Origin of the sequence: Pseudomonas fragi (genome assembly GCF_002269505.1) — a bacterium.
Taxonomy (GTDB): Bacteria; Pseudomonadota; Gammaproteobacteria; order Pseudomonadales; family Pseudomonadaceae; genus Aquipseudomonas; species Aquipseudomonas fragi_D.
Genome location: NZ_NQKQ01000006.1, coordinates 114,945 through 136,119 on the forward strand (window position 1 = coordinate 114,945; position 21,175 = coordinate 136,119).

Below are 21,175 nucleotides of genomic sequence, written 5' to 3' on the forward strand. Positions count from 1 at the left end.
CAAAACAAAATGTCGCGCAGTGTACCAGTCCCATGCCCTTTGCCTGAACATTCTGGACGAGATGTCATCCAGTTCTGCTTAAAAAGCAGCTTAATGTTCCAGCTCATGCTCCGAGTTGGCCTTGGGTTTTCGCCCGTCCTGCGGTGACAATTGCAGGAAAATCGCCGCTGCCAGCATCGCCATGATCCCCACCGTCAGGAAGGTCAGCTGGAACGCGCCCAGTACCGTGTCCACCCCATCGCTGCCGCCATCCCCGGTAAAGCCGCCGAGCAATGCCCCGGCACAAGCCACGCCCAGGCTCAGGGACAGTTGCGCCACTACCGACAGCAAACTGTTGCCGCTGCTGGCGCTGGCGTCATCGAGGTCGATCAGGGTCACGGTGTTCATGGCGGTGAACTGCAACGAGTTGATCGCCCCCAGTACGGCCAGCATTGATAGCAACAGCGGATAAGGCGTGTGTTCTGTCACCAGGCCCATGCTGGCCAGCATCAGGCCCAGGGCAAAGGTGTTGGCCGTCAGCACCGTGCGATACCCCACGCGCTCGATCAGCGGCCTTGCCACCCATTTGGCCAGCATCGCAGCCGCGGCCAGTGGCAGCATGCTCATCCCGGCCTGCGACGGGGAATAGCCCAGCGCGACTTGCAACAGCAGCGGCACCAGAAACGGCAGGGCGCCGCTGCCCAGGCGGGCGAACAGGTTACCGAGGATGCCCACTGCGAAGGTCTTGGTTTTAAACAGCACCGGGGAGAACAGCGGGTTGCTGATATTGCCCGCGCGTAACCAGTACGCGGCCAGACAGGCCATGCCCGCAAACAGCAGCAACATCACGCGCAGATGCGGCATATGCAGCTCGCCCAGGCCTTCCATGGCAATGGTGATAAACACCATCGCCGCGCCAAACAGCACAAAGCCCAACCCGTCGAAACGGGTACGTTCGCTGCCGCGCAAATCCGGAATGAAGTGCCAGACCGCCCAGCAGCCGAGAATGCCCACGGGCAGGTTGATCAGGAAGATCCAGTGCCAGCTCAGGTACTGCACCATCCAGCCGCCCATCGTGGGGCCGATCAGCGGGCCGAGCAGGCCGGGGATGGTGATAAAGCCCATGATCCGCACCAGTTCCGAGCGCGGATAGGCCTTGAGCACCACCAGCCGGCCGATGGGCAGCATCAGGGCGCCGCCCAGGCCCTGGACGATCCGTGCGCCAATCAGCTCGTTGAGGGTGCCGGACAGGGCACAGAGCAACGAGCCAAAGCTGAACAACAGAATGGCGCTGAAGAAGATTTTTTTGGTGCCGAAGCGGTCGGCGATCCACCCCGAGGCCGGAATCAGCAAGGCGACGGTGAGCATGTAGGCGACGATCACACCCTGCATGCGCAGCGGGTTTTCTTTCAGGTCGCTGGCCATGTCGGGCAGGGCGGTGTTGAGGATCGTGCCGTCGAGTGACTGCATGAAAAACGCAATGGCCACCACCCACGGCAACCAGCGCAGGGTTTCAGGGCTTAGAACCGGGCGTACGGGCATAGGACCTCTTTTTATGATGAGCATTCTTTGTAGTCGCTGCCGAAGGCTGCGAAGGGTTGCTGAGCAACCCGTCTTATTAAATGCCCTGCAAATCTTTCGCAGCCTGCGGCAGCGACTACAGATTTTATTACAACGTCAAAGTCAGCTTTTTGATCAGCGCCCCCGGCAGCAGGTTCGACGCCGTCTGGCGCTGGTCGTAGGTGCTGGCCGACAGCAGCAGTTCACGCTCGGCCGTCAGCGCTTCCAGCTGCGAACCCAGCAGACTATAGACGCTGTCATCAAACCGCATGGTGTTGACCGGGGCCTTTATCTCGCCGTTCTCGACCCAGAAGGTGGCAAAGCGGGTCATGCCGGTCAGACGCGCGGCCGGCTGGTCCGAGTAGTTCAGGTACCACAGGTTGCTGATATACAGCCCGGTGCCCAGCTGTTTGAGGATATCGGCCTGCGCCAGCGTCCCCGCTGCCATTGCCAGTGCACTCGGTGCTTCGTGTTCCGGCGCGCCATTGACCTCCAGGCCATACTCGGCGGCACTGCGCGAACTCACCAGTTGCTGCTCGGCCTTGCCGTGCTTGACCAGTGACAAGTCCTGGCGCGGGTACCCTTCGCCGGAGAACGCCGGGCTCAGGGACTGGCTGACCTGCTCATCAAACGACACCAGCGGGCTCAGTTGCGTATCGCCCGCGTAGAGCTTTTGCAGCGGGCTGGATTTACTGGCTAGGGCCTGGGCCGAAAAGCCGCCCCAGCACAACATACTCATCACTTCCTCCAGCGCGGCCGGGGCCAGGTAGGCGCGGTATTCACCGGGCTCCAGGGCGTGCAGCGGGCGATCGAGGAAGCTCAGTTGCTCGCGGGCCAGTTGCATGCGTCGGGCGAAACGCTCGCTGTCCCAGTCGGCACCGGCGTAGCTGGCTTTGACGGCCTGCCCGTTACTGTGGAACAGGCTCCAGTCGAAGTTGAAACTATTGGCCTGATGCCAGCCAAAAGCGCCTTCGGAACTGGCGTAGCCGTAGCTGATCGGGCCGCTGGCATAAAAGCCCACCAGATCGACACCTTTGGACGCACTGCGGATTTCTTCCAGAACCCGGGCCGTGTCCGGCAGCGGCTGGCTCTGCTCGGCATGGCTGTGCCACGGCTGCGGGTTAAGCAGTAAATACGGGTCGACGGGCAGCAACGGCAAGGTGTCGCGCAGTTGCTGCAGCGCATCGGCCAGGCGTTGTTTGTCGACGTTCGACTCGCCGGCCAGGGTGAGGCTCACATCGGCATGGCGGCCGTCGCGGATCAACTTCAGGCTCAGACTGGCCTGCTGCACCTGCCCGGCCTGACGCACCTTGCCCTTGTTGAAGCGGATAAATTCCGATGCTTCGCCGTCATAGCCCAGGGTGAATTGCTCTGGCGGGCGGATCGCTTTGCCCAGCCACTCGACCAACGCCTTGAACTGCCCGGCCTGACTCAATGGGGTACTCATCAGGCATCGCCTCCAAACACATCAATTTGACTGAACACACAGGCCGGGGACGCATGGCCCACGCGGATGACCTGGTTGGGTTCGCCCTTGCCGCAGTTCGGCGTGCCCAGCACCTTGAAGGTGCTGGCGTCGCCCACGGCGCTGAGGTTGCGCCAGAACTGGTCGGAAATGCCCCGGTAGTTGGGGTTCTTGACCACGCCCTTGAGCTCACCGTCCTCGATCAACTGGCCCCACTCGCAACCGAACTGAAACTTGTTGCGCGCATCGTCAATCGACCATGAACGGTTGGTGGCCATCAGAATGCCGCTTTCGATACCGCCAATTATTTGCTCCAGCGACTGATCGCCCGGCTCGATATTGAGGTTGGCCATGCGGTCGATCGGCGGCCGGTTCCAGCCGCAGGCGCGGCTGTTGGCCACGCCTTCGAGGCCCGAACGGAATTGCGACAGCGCGCCACCCAGCGGGCGCAGCAGCAGGCCTTCGCGGATCAGGAACTCCTTGTAGGCCGGGGTGCCGTCGTCGTCGAAGCGGTAGCTGGCCAATTCCTCGGGGATAGTCGGGTCGAAGGTCACGTTCAGCAGTTTTGAGCCGTATTGCAGGCTACCGAAGTCGCTGGCCTTGACGAAGCTGGTGCCTGCGTAATTGCGCTCGTCACCGAGAATACGGTCCAGTTCCAGCGGGTGGCCGATGGATTCATGGATTTGCAGGATCATCTGGTCCGGCATCAGCAGCAGGTCGCGCTTGCCGACCGGTGTATTGGGCGCCAGCAGCAATTGCAGGGCCTGATCGGCGACCTGGGGGGCAGCACCGATCAGCCCGCAGCGGCTGATCACATCGGCGCCACCTTGCTGGCCAAAGTTCTCGCGGCCCAGGCTGCGGCTCTGGCTGTCGTTGCCGTCATAAGCAGTGACGCTCATGCCCGGGTAGACAAAACGCTGGGCCCGGCGCAGCTCGGCACCGGCGCTGTTCAGGTAAATTTGTTCGACGTGATTGAGGCCCAGTGAAACTACCCAGCTCACCAGCCGCTCGTCTTTGGGCACGGCGGCGGATTCGGCGCCCAGCAGGGCAAAGCACTCGCTGAGAGAGGGAAAGGCCTGGTCAAGATCGGGTGAGAAAAAATCCGCGCGCTCATGGGACACCGGCTCCTGGCTCAGGTTGAGCAGCGCGTGCCCGGCGATCAGTTGGGCCTGGGCTTCGGCACGATCAAGCGCGGCCTGCAGACCGGCTTGGGACAAGTCGTTGGTGGCGGCGTAGGCTTCGATGCCGCGCAACCGCACGGTGAGCATGGCGCCCTGGTCGTGACTGAATGAGGGAGGCTCTGCGACGTTCTTGCGTACCGACAGGTATTGCCCGGACTCGCGTACATAACGTAACGAAAAGAACTCGGCCCGGGTGCGCAGCGCGTCAAAGCGCTGCTTGAGCTGAGGGTAGAAATCGAACATGCATGGACCTCCTTGTTAGAGTCAACAGCCCCTCACCCTAGCCCTCTCCCGGAGGGAGAGGGGACTAAAGGCAAAAGCAGATATGCGCATGGGGTAAAGCTCTGCTTTAAACCGGGCAACCCTTGGCGCGCAGGATGGCGTCAAAACGGTCCGGGTCCAGAGTGCCTTCTTCGATTGCCTTGAGCGTTGCCTGTTCACGGGCCAGCAGGTCATGGCAGCGCTTGAGCAATTCAGGCAGTTCGGAGCGCGAAGCTGCAACCACGCCGTCACCATCGCCAATCATCAGGTCGCCTGGCATTACCAGCATGCCGGCACACGAGATAGGGACGTTGATTTCGCCGCCGCCGTCAGTGCTCGGGCCGCGATGTACACCGCCGATGGCGTAGGCCGGGAGTTCGCCGGTTTGCCATTCGTCGAGGTCGCGCAGGGCGCCGTTGATCACCACGCCGACAATCCCGGCCTTGAGGGCCATGGCGCGCATGATGCCGCCGAAAACGGCGCGGGTCAGGTCGGCGCTGCCGTCGATCACCAGCACATCGCCAGGGCGGGCCATTTGCATGGCTTTGAGGATCATCAGGTTGTCGCCCGGACGTACGCGAACGGTCAGGGCGCTGCCCAACATCGGACGATTGCCGTGGAAAGACTTCAGGCCCAGACCGCCGACGTTGCGGCCCAGACAGTCACTGACAGCGGCTGCGGGGATCTTGCTGAATTCGGTGAGCCATTTTGGATCGAGAGGTTCTGCGTTTGGATTAATCAGAAAGCCGGTCGGCCATTTGCTCGAAGAGACAACATCAAACATAGAAAACCTCTTGGCCAGGCAAGGCTGGCATGTCGGGTGGGGCGGGGGGGTGTGGCGCGAAGCGAGGTACTAGAGTAGTGCCTGCGTTGAGGCCGGGGCAAGCGGGGCAAGATGAAACTGGAATGGAACCTGTGGGAGCGGGCTTGCTCGCGATGGTATCACCGCGAATTTCCCGGTGTACCGAGTCGCTTGTATCGCGAGCAAGCCCGCTCCCACAGGGTGTTGCTGTTATTGCGCGGTACGGCTCACTTCACGCAGTGGCTTGCCGCGTACCGGCGCATCGCCTGCGACGTAGTAGTCGGCAGTGCTGCGTGGCAGTGGCTGGCGACCACGGATCTTGTCGGCGATTTTCTCGGCGATCATGATCGTTGGTGCGTTGAGGTTGCCGGTTGTAATCAGCGGCATGATCGAGGCATCGACTACGCGCAGCCCCTGCATCCCGTGCACACGGCCTTCAGCGTCGACCACGGCCATCTCGTCGGTGCCCATCTTGCACGAGCAGGACGGGTGGAAAGCGGTTTCGGCGTGTTCGCGGATAAAGGTATCCAGCTCTTCGTCGGTCTGCTTGTCGATGCCCGGGCTGATTTCACGGCCACGGTACGCATCCAGCGCAGGCTGTTGCATGATTTCACGGGTCAGGCGGATGCCGTCACGGAACTCCTGCCAGTCCTGTTCGCTGGCCATGTAGTTGAACAGGATGCTCGGGTACTCACGCGGGTCCTTGGACTTCACGTTGATCCGGCCACGGCTTGGCGAACGCATGGAGCCCATGTGCGCCTGGAAACCGTGCTCTTTCACACCATTGCTGCCGTTGTAGTTAATCGCTACCGGCAGGAAGTGGTACTGAATGTTCGGCCATTCGAATTCTTCGCGGGTGCGGATAAAACCACCGGCTTCAAACTGGTTGCTGGCGCCAATGCCCTTGCCCAGGAACAGCCACTCGGCACCAATGGCCGGCTGGTTGTACCAGAGCAGCGACGGGTACAGCGACACCGGCTGGGTGCAGGCGTATTGCAGGTACAGCTCAAGGTGATCCTGCAGGTTCCGGCCGACGCCCGGCAGGTCATGGACCACAGGAATATCGAGGCTGTTGAGCAGTTCGGCCGGGCCGACACCGGAGCGTTGCAGCACAGTTGGCGAACCGATGGCGCCGCTGCACAGCAGCACTTCTTTACGCGCTTTGGCCAGGATGCGGGTGTCGCTGTCGCCAACCATATAAGACACGCCAACGGCACGCTTGCCTTCAAACTCGATCTTGTCGGTCAGGGCGTGGGTGACGATAGTCAGGGTCGAACGCTGCTTGGCCGTGTCCAGGTAGCCGCGGGCCGTACTGGCGCGACGGCCATTCGGCGTTACGGTACGGTCCATCGGGCCGAAGCCTTCCTGCTGATAGCCGTTCAAGTCTTCGGTGCGCGGGTAGCCGGCTTGTACGCCTGCTTCAACCATGGCATGGAACAACACGTTGTTCCCGGCTTTAGGAGTAGTCACGCTGACCGGGCCATCGCCACCGTGGTAATCGTTGGGGCCGATGTCGCGGGTTTCGGCCTTGCGGAAATATGGCAGGCAGTTCAGGTAATCCCAGTCTTCGAGGCCTGGCAGTTTTGCCCAGCCGTCGTAGTCCATCGCGTTGCCGCGGATGTAGCACATGCCGTTGATCAGGGACGAACCGCCCAGACCCTTGCCACGGCCACATTCCATGCGACGGCCGTCCATGTGTGGTTCCGGGTCGGTTTCGAAGGCCCAGTTATAGCGGCGGCCCTGCAGCGGGAATGCCAGTGCGGCAGGCATCTGGGTACGGAAGTCGAAACGGTAGTCCGGGCCGCCAGCTTCAAGCAGCAGCACGGTGACGCCTTGGTCTTCAGTCAGACGGGTCGCCAGGGTGTTACCGGCAGAGCCGGCACCAATGATGATGTAATCGAATTCTTGGGACATAAATGCACCCTCTTGGAAATAAACAAGCCTGTAGTCGCTGCCGAAGGCTGCGAAGGGTTGCGGAGCAACCCGTTTTCCTGAAGCCTGCGCGGACTTCATCGCAGCCTGCGGCAGCGACTACAGATAATCAGTCAGACAGGTTTAGAACACCGAAACGTAGTCGCCCAGCTCTACCTGTACCGATTTGATCTGGGTGTACTGAGCCAGCGAGCTGATGCCGTTTTCACGACCGATGCCCGACTGCTTGTAACCGCCAACCGGCATTTTTGCGTCGGACTCGCCCCAGGCATTGATCCAGCAAATGCCCGCTTCCAGTTGGTGAATCACGCGGTGAGCGCGGTTCAGGTCCTTGGTTACAACACCTGCCGCCAGACCGAATTCGGTGTCGTTGGCACGGCGGATCACTTCTTCTTCGCTGTCGTAAGTGAGGATGCTCATTACCGGGCCGAAGATTTCTTCTTTGACGATGGTCATGTCGTCGGTGCAGTCGGTGAACACGGTCGGTGCCACGAATGCGCCTTTGGCCAGGTCACCTTCGGTCAGACGTTCACCGCCGCACAGCACGCGGGCGCCTTCTTCCTTGCCCTTGGCAATGTAGCCCAGCACGCTTTCCATGTGAGCAAAGCTGACCAGCGGGCCGAAGTTGGTGTTCTCGTCTTCCGGGTTGCCGATGCGGATGCGCGCAACGCGCTCCAGGATCTTGGCTTCGAAAGCGGCTTTCATGGCCGTCGGGATAAATACGCGGGTGCCGTTGGTGCACACCTGGCCCGAGCTGTAGAAGTTGGCCATCATCGCGGTATCCGCGGCGCGATCCAGGTCGGCGTCGTCGAAAATGATCAGTGGCGACTTGCCGCCCAGTTCCATGGTCACGTCTTTCAAGGACGAGCTGGTGGCGCTTGCGGTGACTTTCTTGCCGGTGTCGGTGCCGCCGGTGAACGAGATTTTCTCGATGCGCGGGTGCTCGGTCAGCCAGGTGCCGACTTCACGGCCGCTGCCGGTCAGGACGTTGAACACGCCGTCCGGCAGACCTGCTTCAGTGAAAATCTCGGCCAGCTTGAGGGTGGTCAGGGAAGTGACTTCGCTTGGCTTGAAGATCATCGCGTTGCCGGCGGCCAGGGCCGGTGCGGATTTCCACAGGGCGATCTGGATCGGGTAGTTCCACGCGCCAATACCGGCCACAACGCCCAGCGGCTCGCGACGGGTGTAAGCGAAAGAGGTGGTGCGCAGCGGGATTTGCTCGCCTTCGATGGCGGGCGCCAGGCCTGCGTAGTATTCCAGCACGTCGGCGCCGGTGACGATGTCGACGTAGCGGGTTTCAGAGTACGACTTGCCGGTGTCCAGGGTTTCCAGGGCGGCCAGTTCGTCGTTGCGCTCGCGCAGGATTTCCACGGCGCGACGCAGAATGCGCGAACGCTCCATGGACGTCATGGCGGCCCAGATTTTCTGGCCCTTTTCAGCGCTGACAACGGCGCGTTCGACGTCTTCTTTGGTAGCGCGTTGCACTTGAGCGAGGACTTCGCCGTTAGCCGGGTTGATGGCATCGAAAGTAGCGTCGCTACCGGCGTCGGTGTAGCCGCCGTCGATGTAGAGTTTTTGCAGTTCGAAACGGGCCATAAAATCCTCGCAAGTGCATAAGTGGTTGGCGGTCATCGTGAGCCGGGTGCCATCTGATTGGGGCAACTCAAACTCACGACAGTTCAGGGGTTAAGCATTGATTGAGGCCTAACTCACCTGTTTCGCCAGTTGTAGATCCATATATTCGTAGCAGATGCGTTGTGCCTGGTCGGTGTCGAAGCCGTCACCGGAGAGGGCACCCCGCAACCATAGACCATCGATCAGCGCTGCCAGGCCCCGTGCTGCATTGCGGGCCTGGGCCTGGGGCAGTACTCGGCGGAACTGGCAGCACAGATTGGAGTACAAGCGGTGGTCGTTGATGCGCTGCAATCTGTGCAACGACGGTTGGTGCATGCTGGCGGCCCAGAAGGCCAGCCAGGTTTTCATTGCCGGGCCATTGACCTGGCTGGCGTCGAAGTTGCCTTCAACGATCACCTGCAAGTGAGCCCGCGGGCTGTCGTCGGCCAGCGCTTGGCGGCGCTCGGTGACGTTATCGATCAAGACATTCATCAAGTACCGCATGGTGGCGGCAATCAGACCGTTCTTGTCTTTGAAGTAGTGACTGATGATGCCGTTGGACACACCGGCCAGACGGGCAATCAGCGCAATGCTGGCATCTGCCATCCCGACCTGGTCGACAGCCGTCAATGTGGCTTCGATCAACTGCTGGCGGCGTATGGGTTGCATACCGACCTTGGGCATTTCGCAAATCTCCTTGGGCCGGCGAGCAGTGCAAAAACATCACTGAACGGCAGCCAGTCTATTTTGTTTTGATTGAACGTTCAATCAACAAAGAATAAGCTCTGCGACAAATCGTCGCGATTTATGTCGTTTTCCTACGCATGAATGGCGCAAATCGACACGGTAAATTCCCATGGAACCCAAGCAGAAGCAGGCTTTCGCAGGCGCTGACGGGAGATCCAAACAGGCACAACGCATCAGACCACGCGGGGCAGCCCTTGATTTCAAGGGGACGCACACAGGTTTTGAACGCGGTCTGGGCGGGTCCGGTTTTTTAGCGGTGTCTTTATATCACTCGACCGTTGGTCGCTATCTAGGCGAATGGTCGTGTGGTGCGTTGCCTTAAGTCCTTGTCTCGCACTCCCTGGAGCACCCGTGCAATGAGTTCTGCCTCTCTTATAAAGACCCCACCGCAAAAGGTGACGGTCAACGGTTGGGTGTTTTACACCTCCACTGCCTTGATACTTTTGTTGACTGCCATTCTGATCATCGCCCCCGAAGAAGCGGGCCGCATTCTGGGTATTGCCCAGGAATGGCTGTCGCGCAGCTTCGGCTGGTACTACATGGTGGTGATTGCCGCTTACCTGATCTTTGTGGTCGGTCTGGCGTTTTCGTCTTACGGCAAACTGAAACTGGGCACCAAGCAGGACACCCCGGATTTCAGCTATGGAGCCTGGGCCGGAATGCTGTTTTCGTCCGGCATCGGTATTTCGCTGCTGTACTTCGGCGCATCCGAGCCGCTGGATCACTACTTCAACCCGCCTGAAGGCGTGTCGGGCAGCCATGAAGCGGCGCGTCAGGCGTTGCAACTGACGTTCCTGCACTGGGGCCTGCATGGATGGGCGATTTATGCGCTGGTCGGTCTGGCCGTGGCCTATTTTGCCTACCGTCACAACCAACCGCTGGCGCTGCGATCGGCGCTGTATCCGTTGATGGGCGAGCGCTGGGTCAAAGGTGCTGCGGGCCATGCGGTGGACGGCTTCGGCATGTTCGTGACGCTGCTGGGTCTGGTTACCAACCTGGGCATTGGTTCGATGCAAGTGTCGTCGGGGCTTGAGAACCTGTTCGGCATGGAGCACAGCAACACCAACCTGCTTATCGTGATTATCGTGATGAGCACCGTGGCAACCATCGCTGCCGTATCGGGCGTTGAAAACGGTATCCGCCGACTGTCCAACCTGAACATTATCCTGTTCAGTGGCCTGCTGATTTTCGTGTTGTTGTTCGGGCCTACCTTGCACCTGCTCAATGGCTTTGTGCAAAACACCGGCGATTACCTCAACGGTATCGTGATGAAAACCTTCGACCTGTACGTGTACGAAGGCGACAACAAGAAAACCGAAGGCTGGCTGGGCTTGTGGACTTTGTTCTACTGGGCCTGGTGGATTTCCTGGGCCCCATTCGTAGGGATGTTTATCGCACGTATTTCCCGTGGTCGTACGGTGCGTGAACTGGTGGCGGGCGTGCTGCTGATTCCGTTGGGCTTCACCCTGGCCTGGTTGTCGATCTTCGGTAACTCGGCGCTGGACCTGGTGGTTAACCACGGTGCCGTGGAGCTGGGCAAAACGGCGCTTGAGCAGCCGTCGATGGCTATTTACCAACTGCTTGAGCACTACCCGGCGTCGAAAATTGTGATCGGCGTGTCGATCTTTGTCGGTTTTGTATTGTTCCTGACCCCGGCGGACTCGGGTGCCGTGATGATGGCCAACCTTTCTTGCAAAGGTGGCGACGTGGATGAGGATGCACCGCACTGGCTGCGGATTTTCTGGTCGGCGGTGATCACACTGGTAACCATCGGTCTGTTGTTTGCCGGTAACTTCGCCGCCATGCAAACCATGGTGGTGCTGGCAGGCCTGCCGTTCTCGGTGGTGTTGGTGCTGTTTATGTTCGGCCTGCACAAGGCAATGCGTCAGGACACCCTGGTCGAACAGGAGCAAGCAGAACTGGCTGCCCGAGGCCGTCGTGGTTTCAGCGAGCGTTTGACTGCACAAGACCTGCAACCGACTCAAGCGGTGGTGCAGCGCTTTATGGACAAGCGTGTGACCCCGGCACTGGAAGACGCTGCGGCACAACTGCGCAGCCAGGGCCTGGACGTGCAAACCCTGCTGGGCAGCGCCAAGCGTTGCATGGGCCTGCGGGTGGAGATGGAAGAAGGCAACCCGTTTGTCTACGAAGTCAGCCTGGACGGCTATCTGGCTGCACCGAGCGAGTCGGAACAGGACGCCAGCAACGCTGATGAAGTGCGCAGTCGTTATTACCGGGCCGAGGTGTACCTGCACAACGGCAACCAGGAGTACGACCTGATGGGCTTCACCCAGGAGCAAATCAGCCGTGATGTGCTCGATCAGTTTGAAAGCCATCGCCAACTCCTTGGCCGTGTTTATAGCTAAGTGCTGCAAAAGCCCCTCTCCCTAACCCTCTCCCGGAGGGAGAGGGGACTGACCGCATGCTGACTCAATATCTCCACAAGTCAGCTCCCTCTCCCTTTGGGAGAGGGTTGGGGTGAGGGTAATGCCTACCCCAGATTCTTGCCCAGCAACGCGTGATACAGCTCTGTATCGCCCAGTATCCCCACCACTTTGTGATTGTCGTGCAGCACCAGTTTGTTGCCGGTCTGGTAGCGGATCTGGAGTGCATCGCGCATGCCGATGCCACTGTCTACCAGCGTGGGCCCACGCCCCAGGCCTTCTACCGCCTGGCCGGTTTTCCAGTGTTGCAGGTCCACGACGCTGGCGCCCTGGCGCACACCCTTGATGGTGTTGCCCTCGGCCAGGTCAATCCACGAGTCATCCCCCGGGTCGATACACACCGAACCGTTGATGCGTTTGCAGTTGTCCAGTGTGCGCATCAGGCTGCGCCCGCACAGCACGTTGAGCGGGTTGGTGTGGGCCACAAAGGTGCGTACATAGTCGTCGGCAGGGTTGAGCACAATTTCTTCGGGCTTGCTGTACTGCACGATCTTGCCGTCTTTCATGATCGCAATGCGGCTTCCCAGCTTGAGCGCTTCGTCCAGATCATGGCTGACAAATACAATGGTCTTGTTCAGCTTGTGTTGCAGTTCCAGCAACTCGTCTTGAAGGCCCTGGCGGATCAACGGGTCCAGCGCCGAGAAGGGTTCATCCATCAGCAGGATATCGGCGTCCATCGCCAGCGCCCGCGCCAGGCCAACCCGCTGCTGCATACCGCCACTCAGCTCATCGGGCTTTTTATTGCGCCATTGGGTCAGGCCCACCAACTCAAGTTTTTCATCCACCAGCGTGCGGCGTTCTTTCTCGGGGCGGCCCTGCATCTCCAGGCCAAAGCTGATGTTTTCGCGCACCGTCAGCCAGGGCATCAGGGCGAACTTTTGAAACACCATGGCGATGCGTTTGGTGCGCATCATCTTCAGTTCGGCGGGGGTGCACGAGGCGATGTCGATCTGTTTGCCTTCGTGCTCTACATACAACTGGCCACGGCTGACCGTATTGAGCCCGTTGATGCAACGCAGCAGGCTGGACTTGCCAGAACCTGACAGCCCCATCAGTACGCAGATTTCACCTTTGTCGATGTCCAGGCTGGCTTTTTCAACGCCGACAATCTGCCCGGTTTTTTTCAGGATCTGATCCCGCGACAGGCCTTGATCCAGCAGGCTGAGCGCTTCACGCGGGTCTTTAGCGAAGATCACGTCCACATTATCGAAACGAATAATACTCATGCGTCGGCTCCCGCTTTGGCGTCCGGCTGCTTGCAGATACGGTCGAGCATGATGGCCAGCAGCACGATCGCCAGCCCGGCTTCAAAGCCCAATGCGATATCGGCGGTGTTCAGTGCGTTGACCACCGGTTTGCCCAGGCCATCGGCACCCACCAGCGCAGCAATCACCACCATCGACAGCGACAGCATGATGCACTGGGTAATCCCGGCGGCGATGCTCGGCATGGCGTGGGGTAGCTCGATACGGGTGAGTAACTGGCGCCGCGAACAGCCAAACGCCTTGCCCGCATCGAGCAGCTCATGGGGGACGTCACGAATGCCCAGGTAGGTGAGGCGGATCGGCGCGGCAATGGCAAACACCACTGTGGAGATAAGCCCCGGCACCACGCCCAGACCGAACAGGGTCAGGGTCGGGATCAGGTAAACGAAGGTAGGAACGGTCTGCATCAGGTCGAGCACCGGACGCATAAATGTGTAGAACATGGGTTTGTGGGCCGCGAGGATTCCCAGCGGTACGCCGATAATCACGCATACAAACGTGGCGAACAGCACCTGGGCCAGGGTTTCCATGGTCTCTTGCCAGTAACCCAGGTTGAGGATCAGCAGAAACGACAGCGCCACAAAAACCGTGAGCCCCCACTTGCGCTGGATAAAGTGGGCGAGCAGGGCAATCAGCCCGATAAACACAAAGGGGTTGAACCAGGTCAGCGCAAAGGTCACGGCGTGGATCATGGCTTCCAGTGTGCTGGCGATGGCATCGAAAATGCTGGCGCCGTGCTGGGTCAGCCATTCGACGAAGCGTGCGATGTAATCACCCAGAGGGATTTTTTGATCAATCAGCATGGTAGTGAACGTCCGCATGCAGGGGAATTGAAACGGAGCCGGGTGCAGTTACCGCCCGGCGCCCGCGATTACTTCGCAAGGCTGGCTTTAACGGCCTCAAGCCCCGGTTTGCCATCCACCGTGGTGACGCCTGCCAGCCAGGTTTCGAGCACTTGTGGATTCTGTTTGAGCCAGGCTTTGGCGGCCGCGTCGGGTTTGATCTTGTCGTCCAGCACCTTGCCCATCAGGGTGCTTTCCATGTCGAGGGTAAACACCAGGTTTTTCAGCAACTGGCCGACGTTGCTGCATTGCTCGGAGTAGCCCTTGCGGGTGTTGGTGTAGATGGTTGCCTGGCCATAATTGGGGCCGAAGAATTCGTCGCCGCCGGTGAGGTATTTCATTTTGAAGCGGGTGTTCATCGGGTGCGGTTCCCAGCCCAGGAACACCACGTCGGTGCCACGGCGCTGGGCGCGATCGACCTGCGACAGCATCCCCGCTTCGCTGGACTCCACGACTTTGAAGCCGGCGTCCTTCAGGCCGAAGGCGTTTTTGTCGATCATGGTCTGGATCATGCGGTTGCCGTCGTTGCCCGGCTCGATGCCGTAGATCTTGCCGTCCAGCTCCTTTTTGAACTTGGGCAGGTCGGAGAAGTCTTTGAGGCCCTTGTCATAGAGCGCTTGGGGTACGGCCAGGGTGTATTTGGCGTTTTCCAGATTGGCGCGCACGGTCTCGACGGTGCCTGCGTCGCGGTAGGCCTTGATGTCGTTTTCCATGGTCGGCATCCAGTTGCCCAGAAACACGTCCATGTTCTTGCCATCGGCCAGCGACTTGTAGGTAACCGGGACGGAAATCATGGTGGTTTTGGTTTTGTAGCCGAGGCCCTTGAGCACTTCGCTGGTAACGGCAGTGGTGACGGTAATGTCGGTCCAGCCGACATCCGAGAAATTGACGGTGCTGCATTGCTCCGGTTCTGCTGCCTGGGTGATGACGGGCAGACTCAGCAATGCAGCCAACAACAACGATGAGGAATGTGTCATGGAACGACTCCTGTGTGTCCGGGTTGCGGTTTTTCGATCGAAAAGCCGCACGTATCAGTTGCAGTTGGGCGATGCCTGGCGGGCGTATTGCCAGCGCATCTTGCAATCGAGTCAGGACTGATCATGTAACAGCGAAAATCAAACGCCTACAGGGGGCGTCGCAACCAGTACAGGCAGGGTCGTATCTGATACCTGCGAGGTCGTATCTAGACGAATGGGGCCTGAAAACTGCCTTTTTCATGCCTATAAAACGCCTGGGGCGCTGGCAGGCAAAGGCGGGTCGTAGCTGGACGTTTTCGCCCCTGGCAAACACCCCATGATGCAGGTATTCACCCCCGAGGTTCGTGCTCATGGCTATCAGCGTGTTTGACCTGTTCAAGATCGGTATCGGCCCTTCCAGCTCCCATACCGTGGGCCCGATGCGGGCGGCTGCGCTGTTTGTTCAGGGCTTGCGTGAGCGCGACCAGTTGCAACAGGTAAGCCGCATCGAGGTGCAGCTGTATGGTTCGCTGTCGGCCACTGGCATTGGCCATGGCAGTGACAACGCGGTCATCATGGGTTTGATGGGGGAATGGCCCGACGCGATTGACCCTTCCTGCATTGGTTCGCGTATTGCACAGCTGCGCGAAACCCGCACCCTGTTACTCGACGGCCATCTGCCGATTCCGTTTGAGTGGTCGCAGGACATGCGCCTGATTGACGAGAACCTGGCGTTTCATCCCAATGCCATGACTTTGGTAGCGTACAGCGGGCACGGCATATTGCATGGCGATACCTACTACTCGGTAGGCGGTGGCTTTGTAGTGGATGCGGCGCAAGCGGCCAGTGGCGTACTGGACATGGATCGCACTGAATTGCCTTACGATTTCAATAGTGCTGTCGAGCTGCTTGATCTGTGTCGCACACACCACCTGAGCGTGGCGGCCTTGATGATGGCCAACGAACGCATCTGGCGCAGCGAAGATGAAATCCGCTGCGGTCTGATCAAGCTTTGGCGCGCCATGCAAGATTGCGTGGAGCAAGGCCTGAAACATGAAGGCATCCTGCCCGGCGGCCTCAATGTGCGCCGGCGTGCGGCGCGCCTGCACCGCAGCCTGCAGGAACTGGGCAAACCCAATGTGATCGGCTCGACCTTGAGCGCGATGGAATGGGTCAATCTGTTCGCCCTGGCGGTCAACGAAGAAAACGCAGCCGGCGGGCGCATGGTCACGGCACCCACCAATGGTGCGGCGGGGATCATCCCGGCCGTGCTGCACTACTTTATGAAATTCAGCGATGAAGTCAGCGAAGCCCATGTGGTCGACTACCTGCTGAGCGCGGCGGCGATCGGTATTTTGTGCAAGAAGAATGCGTCGATTTCCGGGGCTGAGGTGGGTTGTCAGGGCGAAGTCGGCTCGGCCTGTGCGATGGCGGCAGCGGGGCTGGCGCAAATCCTCGGGGCCACCCCGGAGCAACTGTGCAACGCCGCTGAAATTGGCCTGGAGCACAATTTGGGTTTGACTTGCGACCCGGTGGGCGGACTGGTGCAAGTGCCATGCATCGAGCGTAATGCCATTGCAGCGGTCAAGGCGATCAACGCAGCGCAGATGGCCTTGCGTGGCGATGGCCAGCACTTTATCTCTCTGGACCGGGTGATCCGCACCATGCGCGACACCGGTGCCGACATGCACGACAAATACAAGGAAACCTCGCGCGGCGGCCTGGCGGTCAGCGCGGTGGAATGCTGAGCCTCAATCACCTGGGGTAGCGCTTTTTCAGCGCACACCGACCCGTTTTGGCGCACTCGTACTTTAGGTGACATTCTGTAACCGAGCTGCTCCTACATCCTTCCCACAAGTGCTACCGATGTGCTCAACGGCGTCGGTCAGCACCTGTGTACCCGCGTTTAACCGGCGTTTTCCCATCAGCTGTCCAGACACATTGCGACGTCGTTTTCAGGCTTTGTTGAATAGCCATTCAAGTTTAGGCATGGCATTTGCGTTGTTATCTTAAAGCCCCGTGAAACGAGGGTAATAACAAGAGCCTGCGCCTGAGGCCATCACCCGCTTTGTGTGAGGAGATACCGCGATGACGTCGTTCAACTCCGGGGTCCAACCCCAGAACCGTACGCCTCAATCCATCGGCTTTCTGCTGCTGGACAATTTCACGCTCATTTCCCTGGCATCCGCGATAGAACCCTTGCGGATGGCCAACCAGTTGTCGGGCCGTGAGTTGTATCGCTGGAGCACCCTTAGCGCCGATGGCAGCCAGGTCTGGGCCAGTGATGGCCTGCAGGTGACCCCCGACGCCAGCATGCACAAGGCTCCGGCGCTGGATATGGTCATCGTTTGTGGTGGTATTGGTATTCAGCGCACCGTGACCCGTGAGCATGTGTCATGGCTGCAAAGCCAGGCGCGCCAGTCACGTCGCCTGGGTGCCGTGTGCACCGGCAGCTGGGCCCTGGCCTATGCCGGCTTGCTCGACGGTTTTGATTGCAGCGTGCACTGGGAATGCCTGGCCTCGATGCAGGAAGCCTTCCCGCGGGTGGCCATGAGCACGCGGCTGTTTACCCTCGACCGCAGTCGCTTCACCAGTTCGGGCGGCACCGCGCCGCTGGACATGATGCTGCACCTGATCAGCCGCGATCATGGCCGTGAACTGTCGGCAGCGATTTCGGAAATGTTTGTGTATGAACGCATCCGCAACGAGCAGGACCACCAGCGCGTACCGCTCAAGCACATGCTGGGTACCAACCAGCCCAAGCTGCAGGAAATCGTCGCGTTGATGGAAGCCAACCTCGAAGAGCCCATCGACCTTGATGAGCTGGCGGTGTATGTAACCGTGTCACGGCGTCAGCTCGAACGCTTGTTCCAGAAGTACCTGCATTGTTCGCCGTCGCGCTATTACCTGAAATTGCGCCTGGTGCGGGCGCGACAGTTGCTCAAGCAAACGCCGATGTCGATTATCGAAGTGGCTGCGGTGTGCGGCTTTGTGTCGACGCCGCATTTTTCCAAGTGCTACCGCGAATACTTTGGTATTCCGCCACGGGACGAGCGTGTGGGTTCCAATACGGCGCAGCAAACCACCCTGGTGCAGATCCCGCAGTCCCTGTTGCTGGCGCCGCTGGCCGGGCCGATGTCGGCGTTGAATCAGGCGCGCAACGAATCTACGTTTGCCAGTGTGAGGATTTAACAGGCCAAAGCGCCCTTACCCGGAGGGAGAGGGCGCCTTTACTTTACCCGGCCTTGCTCTGCTTGAACTGCGCCAGGCCCGGCAGCAACTGCCGGTCAATGGCCTCGCGCACCGCAGGCAAGATGGTTGCGCTGCCAGTGTAGAGCTTTTCGACAAAACCCTTGAGGGCGCGAGCATTGGTCTCGTTCAGCCCACAGACTGCCGCAGTGCAGGCCTGCTCCGCCGTGCCTGACACTTCAAAGCCCAGCGAGCGCAGTTGGCCAACCAGATCCTGCTCATCAATCAAATCCGCGTGCATCATGACTGTTTATCCTTCTACAAAGCGCGATCGAAGTCTGATTCTGGTAGGGCTTTGGCCAGTGGGCAAGGGCGGTTCGGTGATATGTCTGATATGCCTAAGAACAGGTCGTTTTAAGGCACAGGCAAGGCAATCACTCGACCCACATGGTCAGGTTTCGGCAGATCACGTTGCTGGCGTTCTATGGCCTGCAACAGCGCAAGCGTATGTTCGCTGAACGGTGCCGAGCGCGGACCGGCCAGGTCGACATGCAGCAGCATTTGCTCATTAGCGGCCAGGGTTTGCTCATGACCGATCCGATGCAGGCTGTGATAAACATGCAGGCGTTTTTTATCATGGCCAATAAGCCGGGTGTGCACCTCCACTTGAGTGCCCAGCTTCACTTCGTGCAGGTAATTGAGGTGCACTTCAAGGGTGAACAAGGAGTGGCCGCCAGCTTCGCGGTTCTGGCTGTCCAGCCCCAGGCGGTCCATAAGGGCATCAGTGGCGTAGCTGAAAATCAGCAGGTAAAAGGCGTCGCGCAAGTGGCCGTTGTAATCGACCCATTCTTCAAGAATGGGCGTGGTGTAGGTGGTGAGCGCGGGCATGCTGAACCTCGTTCAATCGTTGATGGCAATGCCATGTTTGAGTTTAGTCGCGTTAACCGCTTCCATCACCGCCAGCAGGCAGTCATCCCGATAGCTTTCCAGTGCGGCAATGCTGTGCTGACCCAGTTGTTCAGTGGTGCCTTCAACCACATCGTCGATCAGTTTTTCGCTAAGTTCGGGTGCAGGCAAGTAGGTCCACGGCAGTTTCAGGGCCGGGCCGAACTGGTTCATGAAGTGACGCATTCCAGCATCGCCTCCGGCCAGGGTGTAGGTCATAAAGGTACCCATGAACGACCAGCGCAAACCCGCGCCGAAGCGGATGGCATCGTCAATTTCACCGGTAGTGGCTACCCCGTCATTGATCAGGTGCAACGCTTCGCGCCACAAGGCTTCGAGCAGGCGGTCGGCAATAAACCCGGGCACTTCCTTGCGCACATGCAGGGGGCGCATGCCCAGTGACTGATAGACCTTGATCGCCGCCTGAATGGCCTCGGGTGCGGTTTTTTGCCCGCCCACCACCTCGACCAGTGGCAGCAGGTAGACCGGGTTGAACGGGTGCCCGACGATGCAACGCTCGGGGAGTGTGGAGGTTTCATAAAATTCGCTGGGCAGCAGGCCCGAGGTGCTGGAACCGATCAATGCATCGGGTCTGGCGGCGGCGCTGATTTTGCTGTGCAGTTCAAGCTTCAGGTCGAGTCGCTCCGGGGCACTTTCCTGAATGAAATCGGCATCGCGCACGCATTCTTCAATGGTGCTGACAAACCTAAGCCGGTCTTGGGATGCGCCTTCAGCCAGGCCGCTTTTTTCCAGTGCTGGCCAGGCTTTGGCGACGCGTTTGCGCAGGGCCGCTTCGGCGCCGGGGGCCGGGTCCCAGGCCACCACGTCCAGGCCGTGGGCGAGGGCGCGGGCAACCCAGCCGCTGCCGATGACGCCGCTGCCCAGGGCGGCGAAGGTTTTAATCTCGGTGATAAAGCTCATGGCGTGCTCCTGGATAAAAATAATGAGATTGCGTGGGAGCGAGCCTGCTCGCGAAGGCCCCAAGGGCAGCGCGATAACTCAGTTAACAGGCGTTATCGTTGACGACCTTCGCGAGCAGGCTCGCTCCCACAGGCAATGCTGCTGCGTAATTGCTTAGCGGCGTTCTTTAAGCCCCATCTTCACCCGGCCTTCTGCCGGGCTCAGTACCCGGGCGCCCAGGCGACTGAGGATCTCTGTGGCGCGCTCCACCAGTTGCCCGTTGGTGGCCAGAACCCCGCGATCCAGCCACAAATTATCCTCAAGCCCGACCCGCACGTTGCCGCCCAACAGCACCGCCTGCGCGGCCATCGGCATTTGCATGCGACCAATGCCGAAACCGGCCCACACCGCGTCAGGCGGCAAGTTGTCGACCATGGCTTTCATGCTGGTGGTGTCTGCCGGAGCGCCCCACGGGATACCCAGGCATAGCTGAAACAGCGGGTCATCCAGCAGGCCTTCCTTGATCATCTGTTTGGCGAACCACAGATGGCCGGTGTCGAAAATTTCCAGTTCTGCTTTAACCCCAAGTTCCTGGATCCGCTTGGCGCCCGCCCGCAGCTGTGCCGGGGTGGACACGTAAATCGTATCGCCGTCGCCAAAGTTCAGGGTGCCGCAGTCCAGGGTGCAAATTTCCGGCAACAGCTCCTCGACGTGAGCCAGACGGGTCAGCGGCCCGACCAGATCGGTGTTGGGGCCAAACTCCATCGGGTTCTCGCCGGGGCCGATATGCAAGTCACCACCCATCCCGGCGGTGAGGTTGACGATGATGTCGATATCCGCCTCGCGAATGCGCTCCATCAGTTCGCGGTACAGCGCTACATCGCGGCTGAACTGTCCGGTCTTTGGATCACGTACATGGCAATGCACCACTGTGGCTCCGGATTTGGCCGCTTCTACGGCAGCTTCGGCAATTTGCTTGGGACTGACCGGTACTAGAGGGCTGCGCCCGCTGGTGTCGCCGGCACCGGTGAGTGCGCAGGTGATGATGACGTCGTGGTTCATGGGGCATTTCCTTGGGGCGTAGTGCGCCACA

Annotated in this window: 17 protein-coding genes; 3 read left to right on the plus strand and 14 right to left on the minus strand. The window is 59.8% G+C overall.

Going from position 1 to position 21,175, the window contains the following annotated elements; translation table 11 throughout:
• Nucleotides 1-90: 90 nt before the first annotated feature.
• From mdtD to betI, 7 genes are all read right to left on the minus strand, one after another.
• Nucleotides 91-1,521, minus strand: coding sequence for a multidrug transporter subunit MdtD (gene mdtD / locus CJU81_RS07700; protein ID WP_095036135.1), 1,431 nt, complete (start codon nt 1,519-1,521; stop codon nt 91-93).
• Between the two features lie 127 nt (nt 1,522-1,648).
• Nucleotides 1,649-2,986 carry a TldD/PmbA family protein gene (locus CJU81_RS07705; protein ID WP_095036136.1) on the minus strand — a complete coding sequence of 446 codons (1,338 nt, stop codon included), beginning with the start codon at nt 2,984-2,986 and terminating at the stop codon, nt 1,649-1,651.
• The gene (locus tag CJU81_RS07710; RefSeq protein ID WP_095036137.1) at nt 2,986-4,428 is read right to left on the minus strand and encodes a TldD/PmbA family protein; all 1,443 of its coding nucleotides are present in this window, start codon (nt 4,426-4,428) and stop codon (nt 2,986-2,988) included. The genes CJU81_RS07705 and CJU81_RS07710 overlap by 1 nt, the downstream gene beginning before the upstream one ends.
• Before the next feature lie 106 nt (nt 4,429-4,534).
• The gene (locus CJU81_RS07715) at nt 4,535-5,230 is read right to left on the minus strand and encodes an RraA family protein (RefSeq protein ID WP_095036138.1); all 696 of its coding nucleotides are present in this window, start codon (nt 5,228-5,230) and stop codon (nt 4,535-4,537) included.
• A gap of 228 nt (nt 5,231-5,458) precedes the next feature.
• On the minus strand, nt 5,459-7,162 hold the full coding sequence (gene betA, locus CJU81_RS07720; RefSeq protein ID WP_095036139.1) for a choline dehydrogenase: 1,704 nt from the start codon (nt 7,160-7,162) through the stop codon (nt 5,459-5,461).
• Nucleotides 7,163-7,303: 141 nt separating this feature from the next.
• Nucleotides 7,304-8,776, minus strand: coding sequence for a betaine-aldehyde dehydrogenase (gene betB / locus CJU81_RS07725; RefSeq protein ID WP_095036140.1), 1,473 nt, complete (start codon nt 8,774-8,776; stop codon nt 7,304-7,306).
• Between the two features lie 108 nt (nt 8,777-8,884).
• Entirely contained in the window at nt 8,885-9,478 is a 594-nt protein-coding gene (gene betI / locus CJU81_RS07730) for a transcriptional regulator BetI (protein WP_016782585.1), read from the minus strand.
• A 476-nt stretch (nt 9,479-9,954) separates the two neighbouring features.
• Between betI and CJU81_RS07735 the strand changes: the two genes are divergently transcribed.
• Nucleotides 9,955-11,907 carry a BCCT family transporter gene (locus CJU81_RS07735; protein ID WP_254924826.1) on the plus strand — a complete coding sequence of 651 codons (1,953 nt, stop codon included), beginning with the start codon at nt 9,955-9,957 and terminating at the stop codon, nt 11,905-11,907.
• A 125-nt stretch (nt 11,908-12,032) separates the two neighbouring features.
• Here CJU81_RS07735 and choV read toward each other — a convergent pair whose 3' ends face one another.
• The 3 genes from choV to CJU81_RS07750 all read right to left on the minus strand — a co-directional run bounded on the left by choV (nt 12,033) and on the right by CJU81_RS07750 (nt 15,069).
• The gene (gene choV / locus CJU81_RS07740) at nt 12,033-13,211 is read right to left on the minus strand and encodes a choline ABC transporter ATP-binding protein (protein WP_016782583.1); all 1,179 of its coding nucleotides are present in this window, start codon (nt 13,209-13,211) and stop codon (nt 12,033-12,035) included.
• Complete coding sequence (choW, locus tag CJU81_RS07745; RefSeq protein ID WP_095036142.1) at nt 13,208-14,053, minus strand: choline ABC transporter permease subunit; 846 nt, start codon at nt 14,051-14,053, stop codon at nt 13,208-13,210. The genes choV and choW overlap by 4 nt, the downstream gene beginning before the upstream one ends.
• Before the next feature lie 68 nt (nt 14,054-14,121).
• Entirely contained in the window at nt 14,122-15,069 is a 948-nt protein-coding gene (locus CJU81_RS07750) for a choline ABC transporter substrate-binding protein (protein WP_095027545.1), read from the minus strand.
• A gap of 350 nt (nt 15,070-15,419) precedes the next feature.
• Here CJU81_RS07750 and CJU81_RS07755 point away from each other — a divergent pair, with 350 nt between their 5' ends.
• A complete protein-coding gene (locus tag CJU81_RS07755) occupies nt 15,420-16,796 on the plus strand; it encodes an L-serine ammonia-lyase (protein WP_095036143.1) in 1,377 nt (458 codons plus the stop codon).
• Between the two features lie 340 nt (nt 16,797-17,136).
• Nucleotides 17,137-18,240 (plus strand): GlxA family transcriptional regulator, encoded by a 1,104-nt coding sequence (locus CJU81_RS07760; RefSeq protein WP_088378748.1) that lies wholly within the window; start codon nt 17,137-17,139, stop codon nt 18,238-18,240.
• A gap of 43 nt (nt 18,241-18,283) precedes the next feature.
• Here CJU81_RS07760 and CJU81_RS07765 read toward each other — a convergent pair whose 3' ends face one another.
• The 4 genes from CJU81_RS07765 to CJU81_RS07780 form a co-directional block, all read right to left on the minus strand.
• Nucleotides 18,284-18,541, minus strand: a complete 258-nt coding sequence (locus tag CJU81_RS07765; protein WP_095036144.1) for a hypothetical protein — start codon at nt 18,539-18,541, stop codon at nt 18,284-18,286.
• Between the two features lie 110 nt (nt 18,542-18,651).
• A complete protein-coding gene (locus tag CJU81_RS07770; protein ID WP_095036145.1) occupies nt 18,652-19,125 on the minus strand; it encodes a thioesterase family protein in 474 nt (157 codons plus the stop codon).
• A gap of 12 nt (nt 19,126-19,137) precedes the next feature.
• Complete coding sequence (locus CJU81_RS07775) at nt 19,138-20,103, minus strand: L-carnitine dehydrogenase (RefSeq protein WP_095036146.1); 966 nt, start codon at nt 20,101-20,103, stop codon at nt 19,138-19,140.
• A gap of 153 nt (nt 20,104-20,256) precedes the next feature.
• Nucleotides 20,257-21,144: a 3-keto-5-aminohexanoate cleavage protein gene (locus CJU81_RS07780; RefSeq protein ID WP_095036147.1), complete on the minus strand. Its 888-nt coding sequence runs from the start codon at nt 21,142-21,144 to the stop codon at nt 20,257-20,259.
• Nucleotides 21,145-21,175 lie beyond the last annotated feature (31 nt).

Coding starts and splice junctions, on each gene's coding strand:
- mdtD (WP_095036135.1), bottom strand. CDS start 1,521: ATGCCCGTACGCCCGGTTCTAAGCCCTGAAACCCTGCGCTGGTTGCCG.
- CJU81_RS07705 (WP_095036136.1), bottom strand. CDS start 2,986: ATGAGTACCCCATTGAGTCAGGCCGGGCAGTTCAAGGCGTTGGTCGAG.
- CJU81_RS07710 (WP_095036137.1), bottom strand. CDS start 4,428: ATGTTCGATTTCTACCCTCAGCTCAAGCAGCGCTTTGACGCGCTGCGC.
- CJU81_RS07715 (WP_095036138.1), bottom strand. CDS start 5,230: ATGTTTGATGTTGTCTCTTCGAGCAAATGGCCGACCGGCTTTCTGATT.
- betA (WP_095036139.1), bottom strand. CDS start 7,162: ATGTCCCAAGAATTCGATTACATCATCATTGGTGCCGGCTCTGCCGGT.
- betB (WP_095036140.1), bottom strand. CDS start 8,776: ATGGCCCGTTTCGAACTGCAAAAACTCTACATCGACGGCGGCTACACC.
- betI (WP_016782585.1), bottom strand. CDS start 9,478: ATGCCCAAGGTCGGTATGCAACCCATACGCCGCCAGCAGTTGATCGAA.
- choV (WP_016782583.1), bottom strand. CDS start 13,211: ATGAGTATTATTCGTTTCGATAATGTGGACGTGATCTTCGCTAAAGAC.
- choW (WP_095036142.1), bottom strand. CDS start 14,053: ATGCTGATTGATCAAAAAATCCCTCTGGGTGATTACATCGCACGCTTC.
- CJU81_RS07750 (WP_095027545.1), bottom strand. CDS start 15,069: ATGACACATTCCTCATCGTTGTTGTTGGCTGCATTGCTGAGTCTGCCC.
- CJU81_RS07755 (WP_095036143.1), top strand. CDS start 15,420: ATGGCTATCAGCGTGTTTGACCTGTTCAAGATCGGTATCGGCCCTTCC.
- CJU81_RS07760 (WP_088378748.1), top strand. CDS start 17,137: ATGACGTCGTTCAACTCCGGGGTCCAACCCCAGAACCGTACGCCTCAA.
- CJU81_RS07765 (WP_095036144.1), bottom strand. CDS start 18,541: ATGATGCACGCGGATTTGATTGATGAGCAGGATCTGGTTGGCCAACTG.
- CJU81_RS07770 (WP_095036145.1), bottom strand. CDS start 19,125: ATGCCCGCGCTCACCACCTACACCACGCCCATTCTTGAAGAATGGGTC.
- CJU81_RS07775 (WP_095036146.1), bottom strand. CDS start 20,103: ATGAGCTTTATCACCGAGATTAAAACCTTCGCCGCCCTGGGCAGCGGC.
- CJU81_RS07780 (WP_095036147.1), bottom strand. CDS start 21,144: ATGAACCACGACGTCATCATCACCTGCGCACTCACCGGTGCCGGCGAC.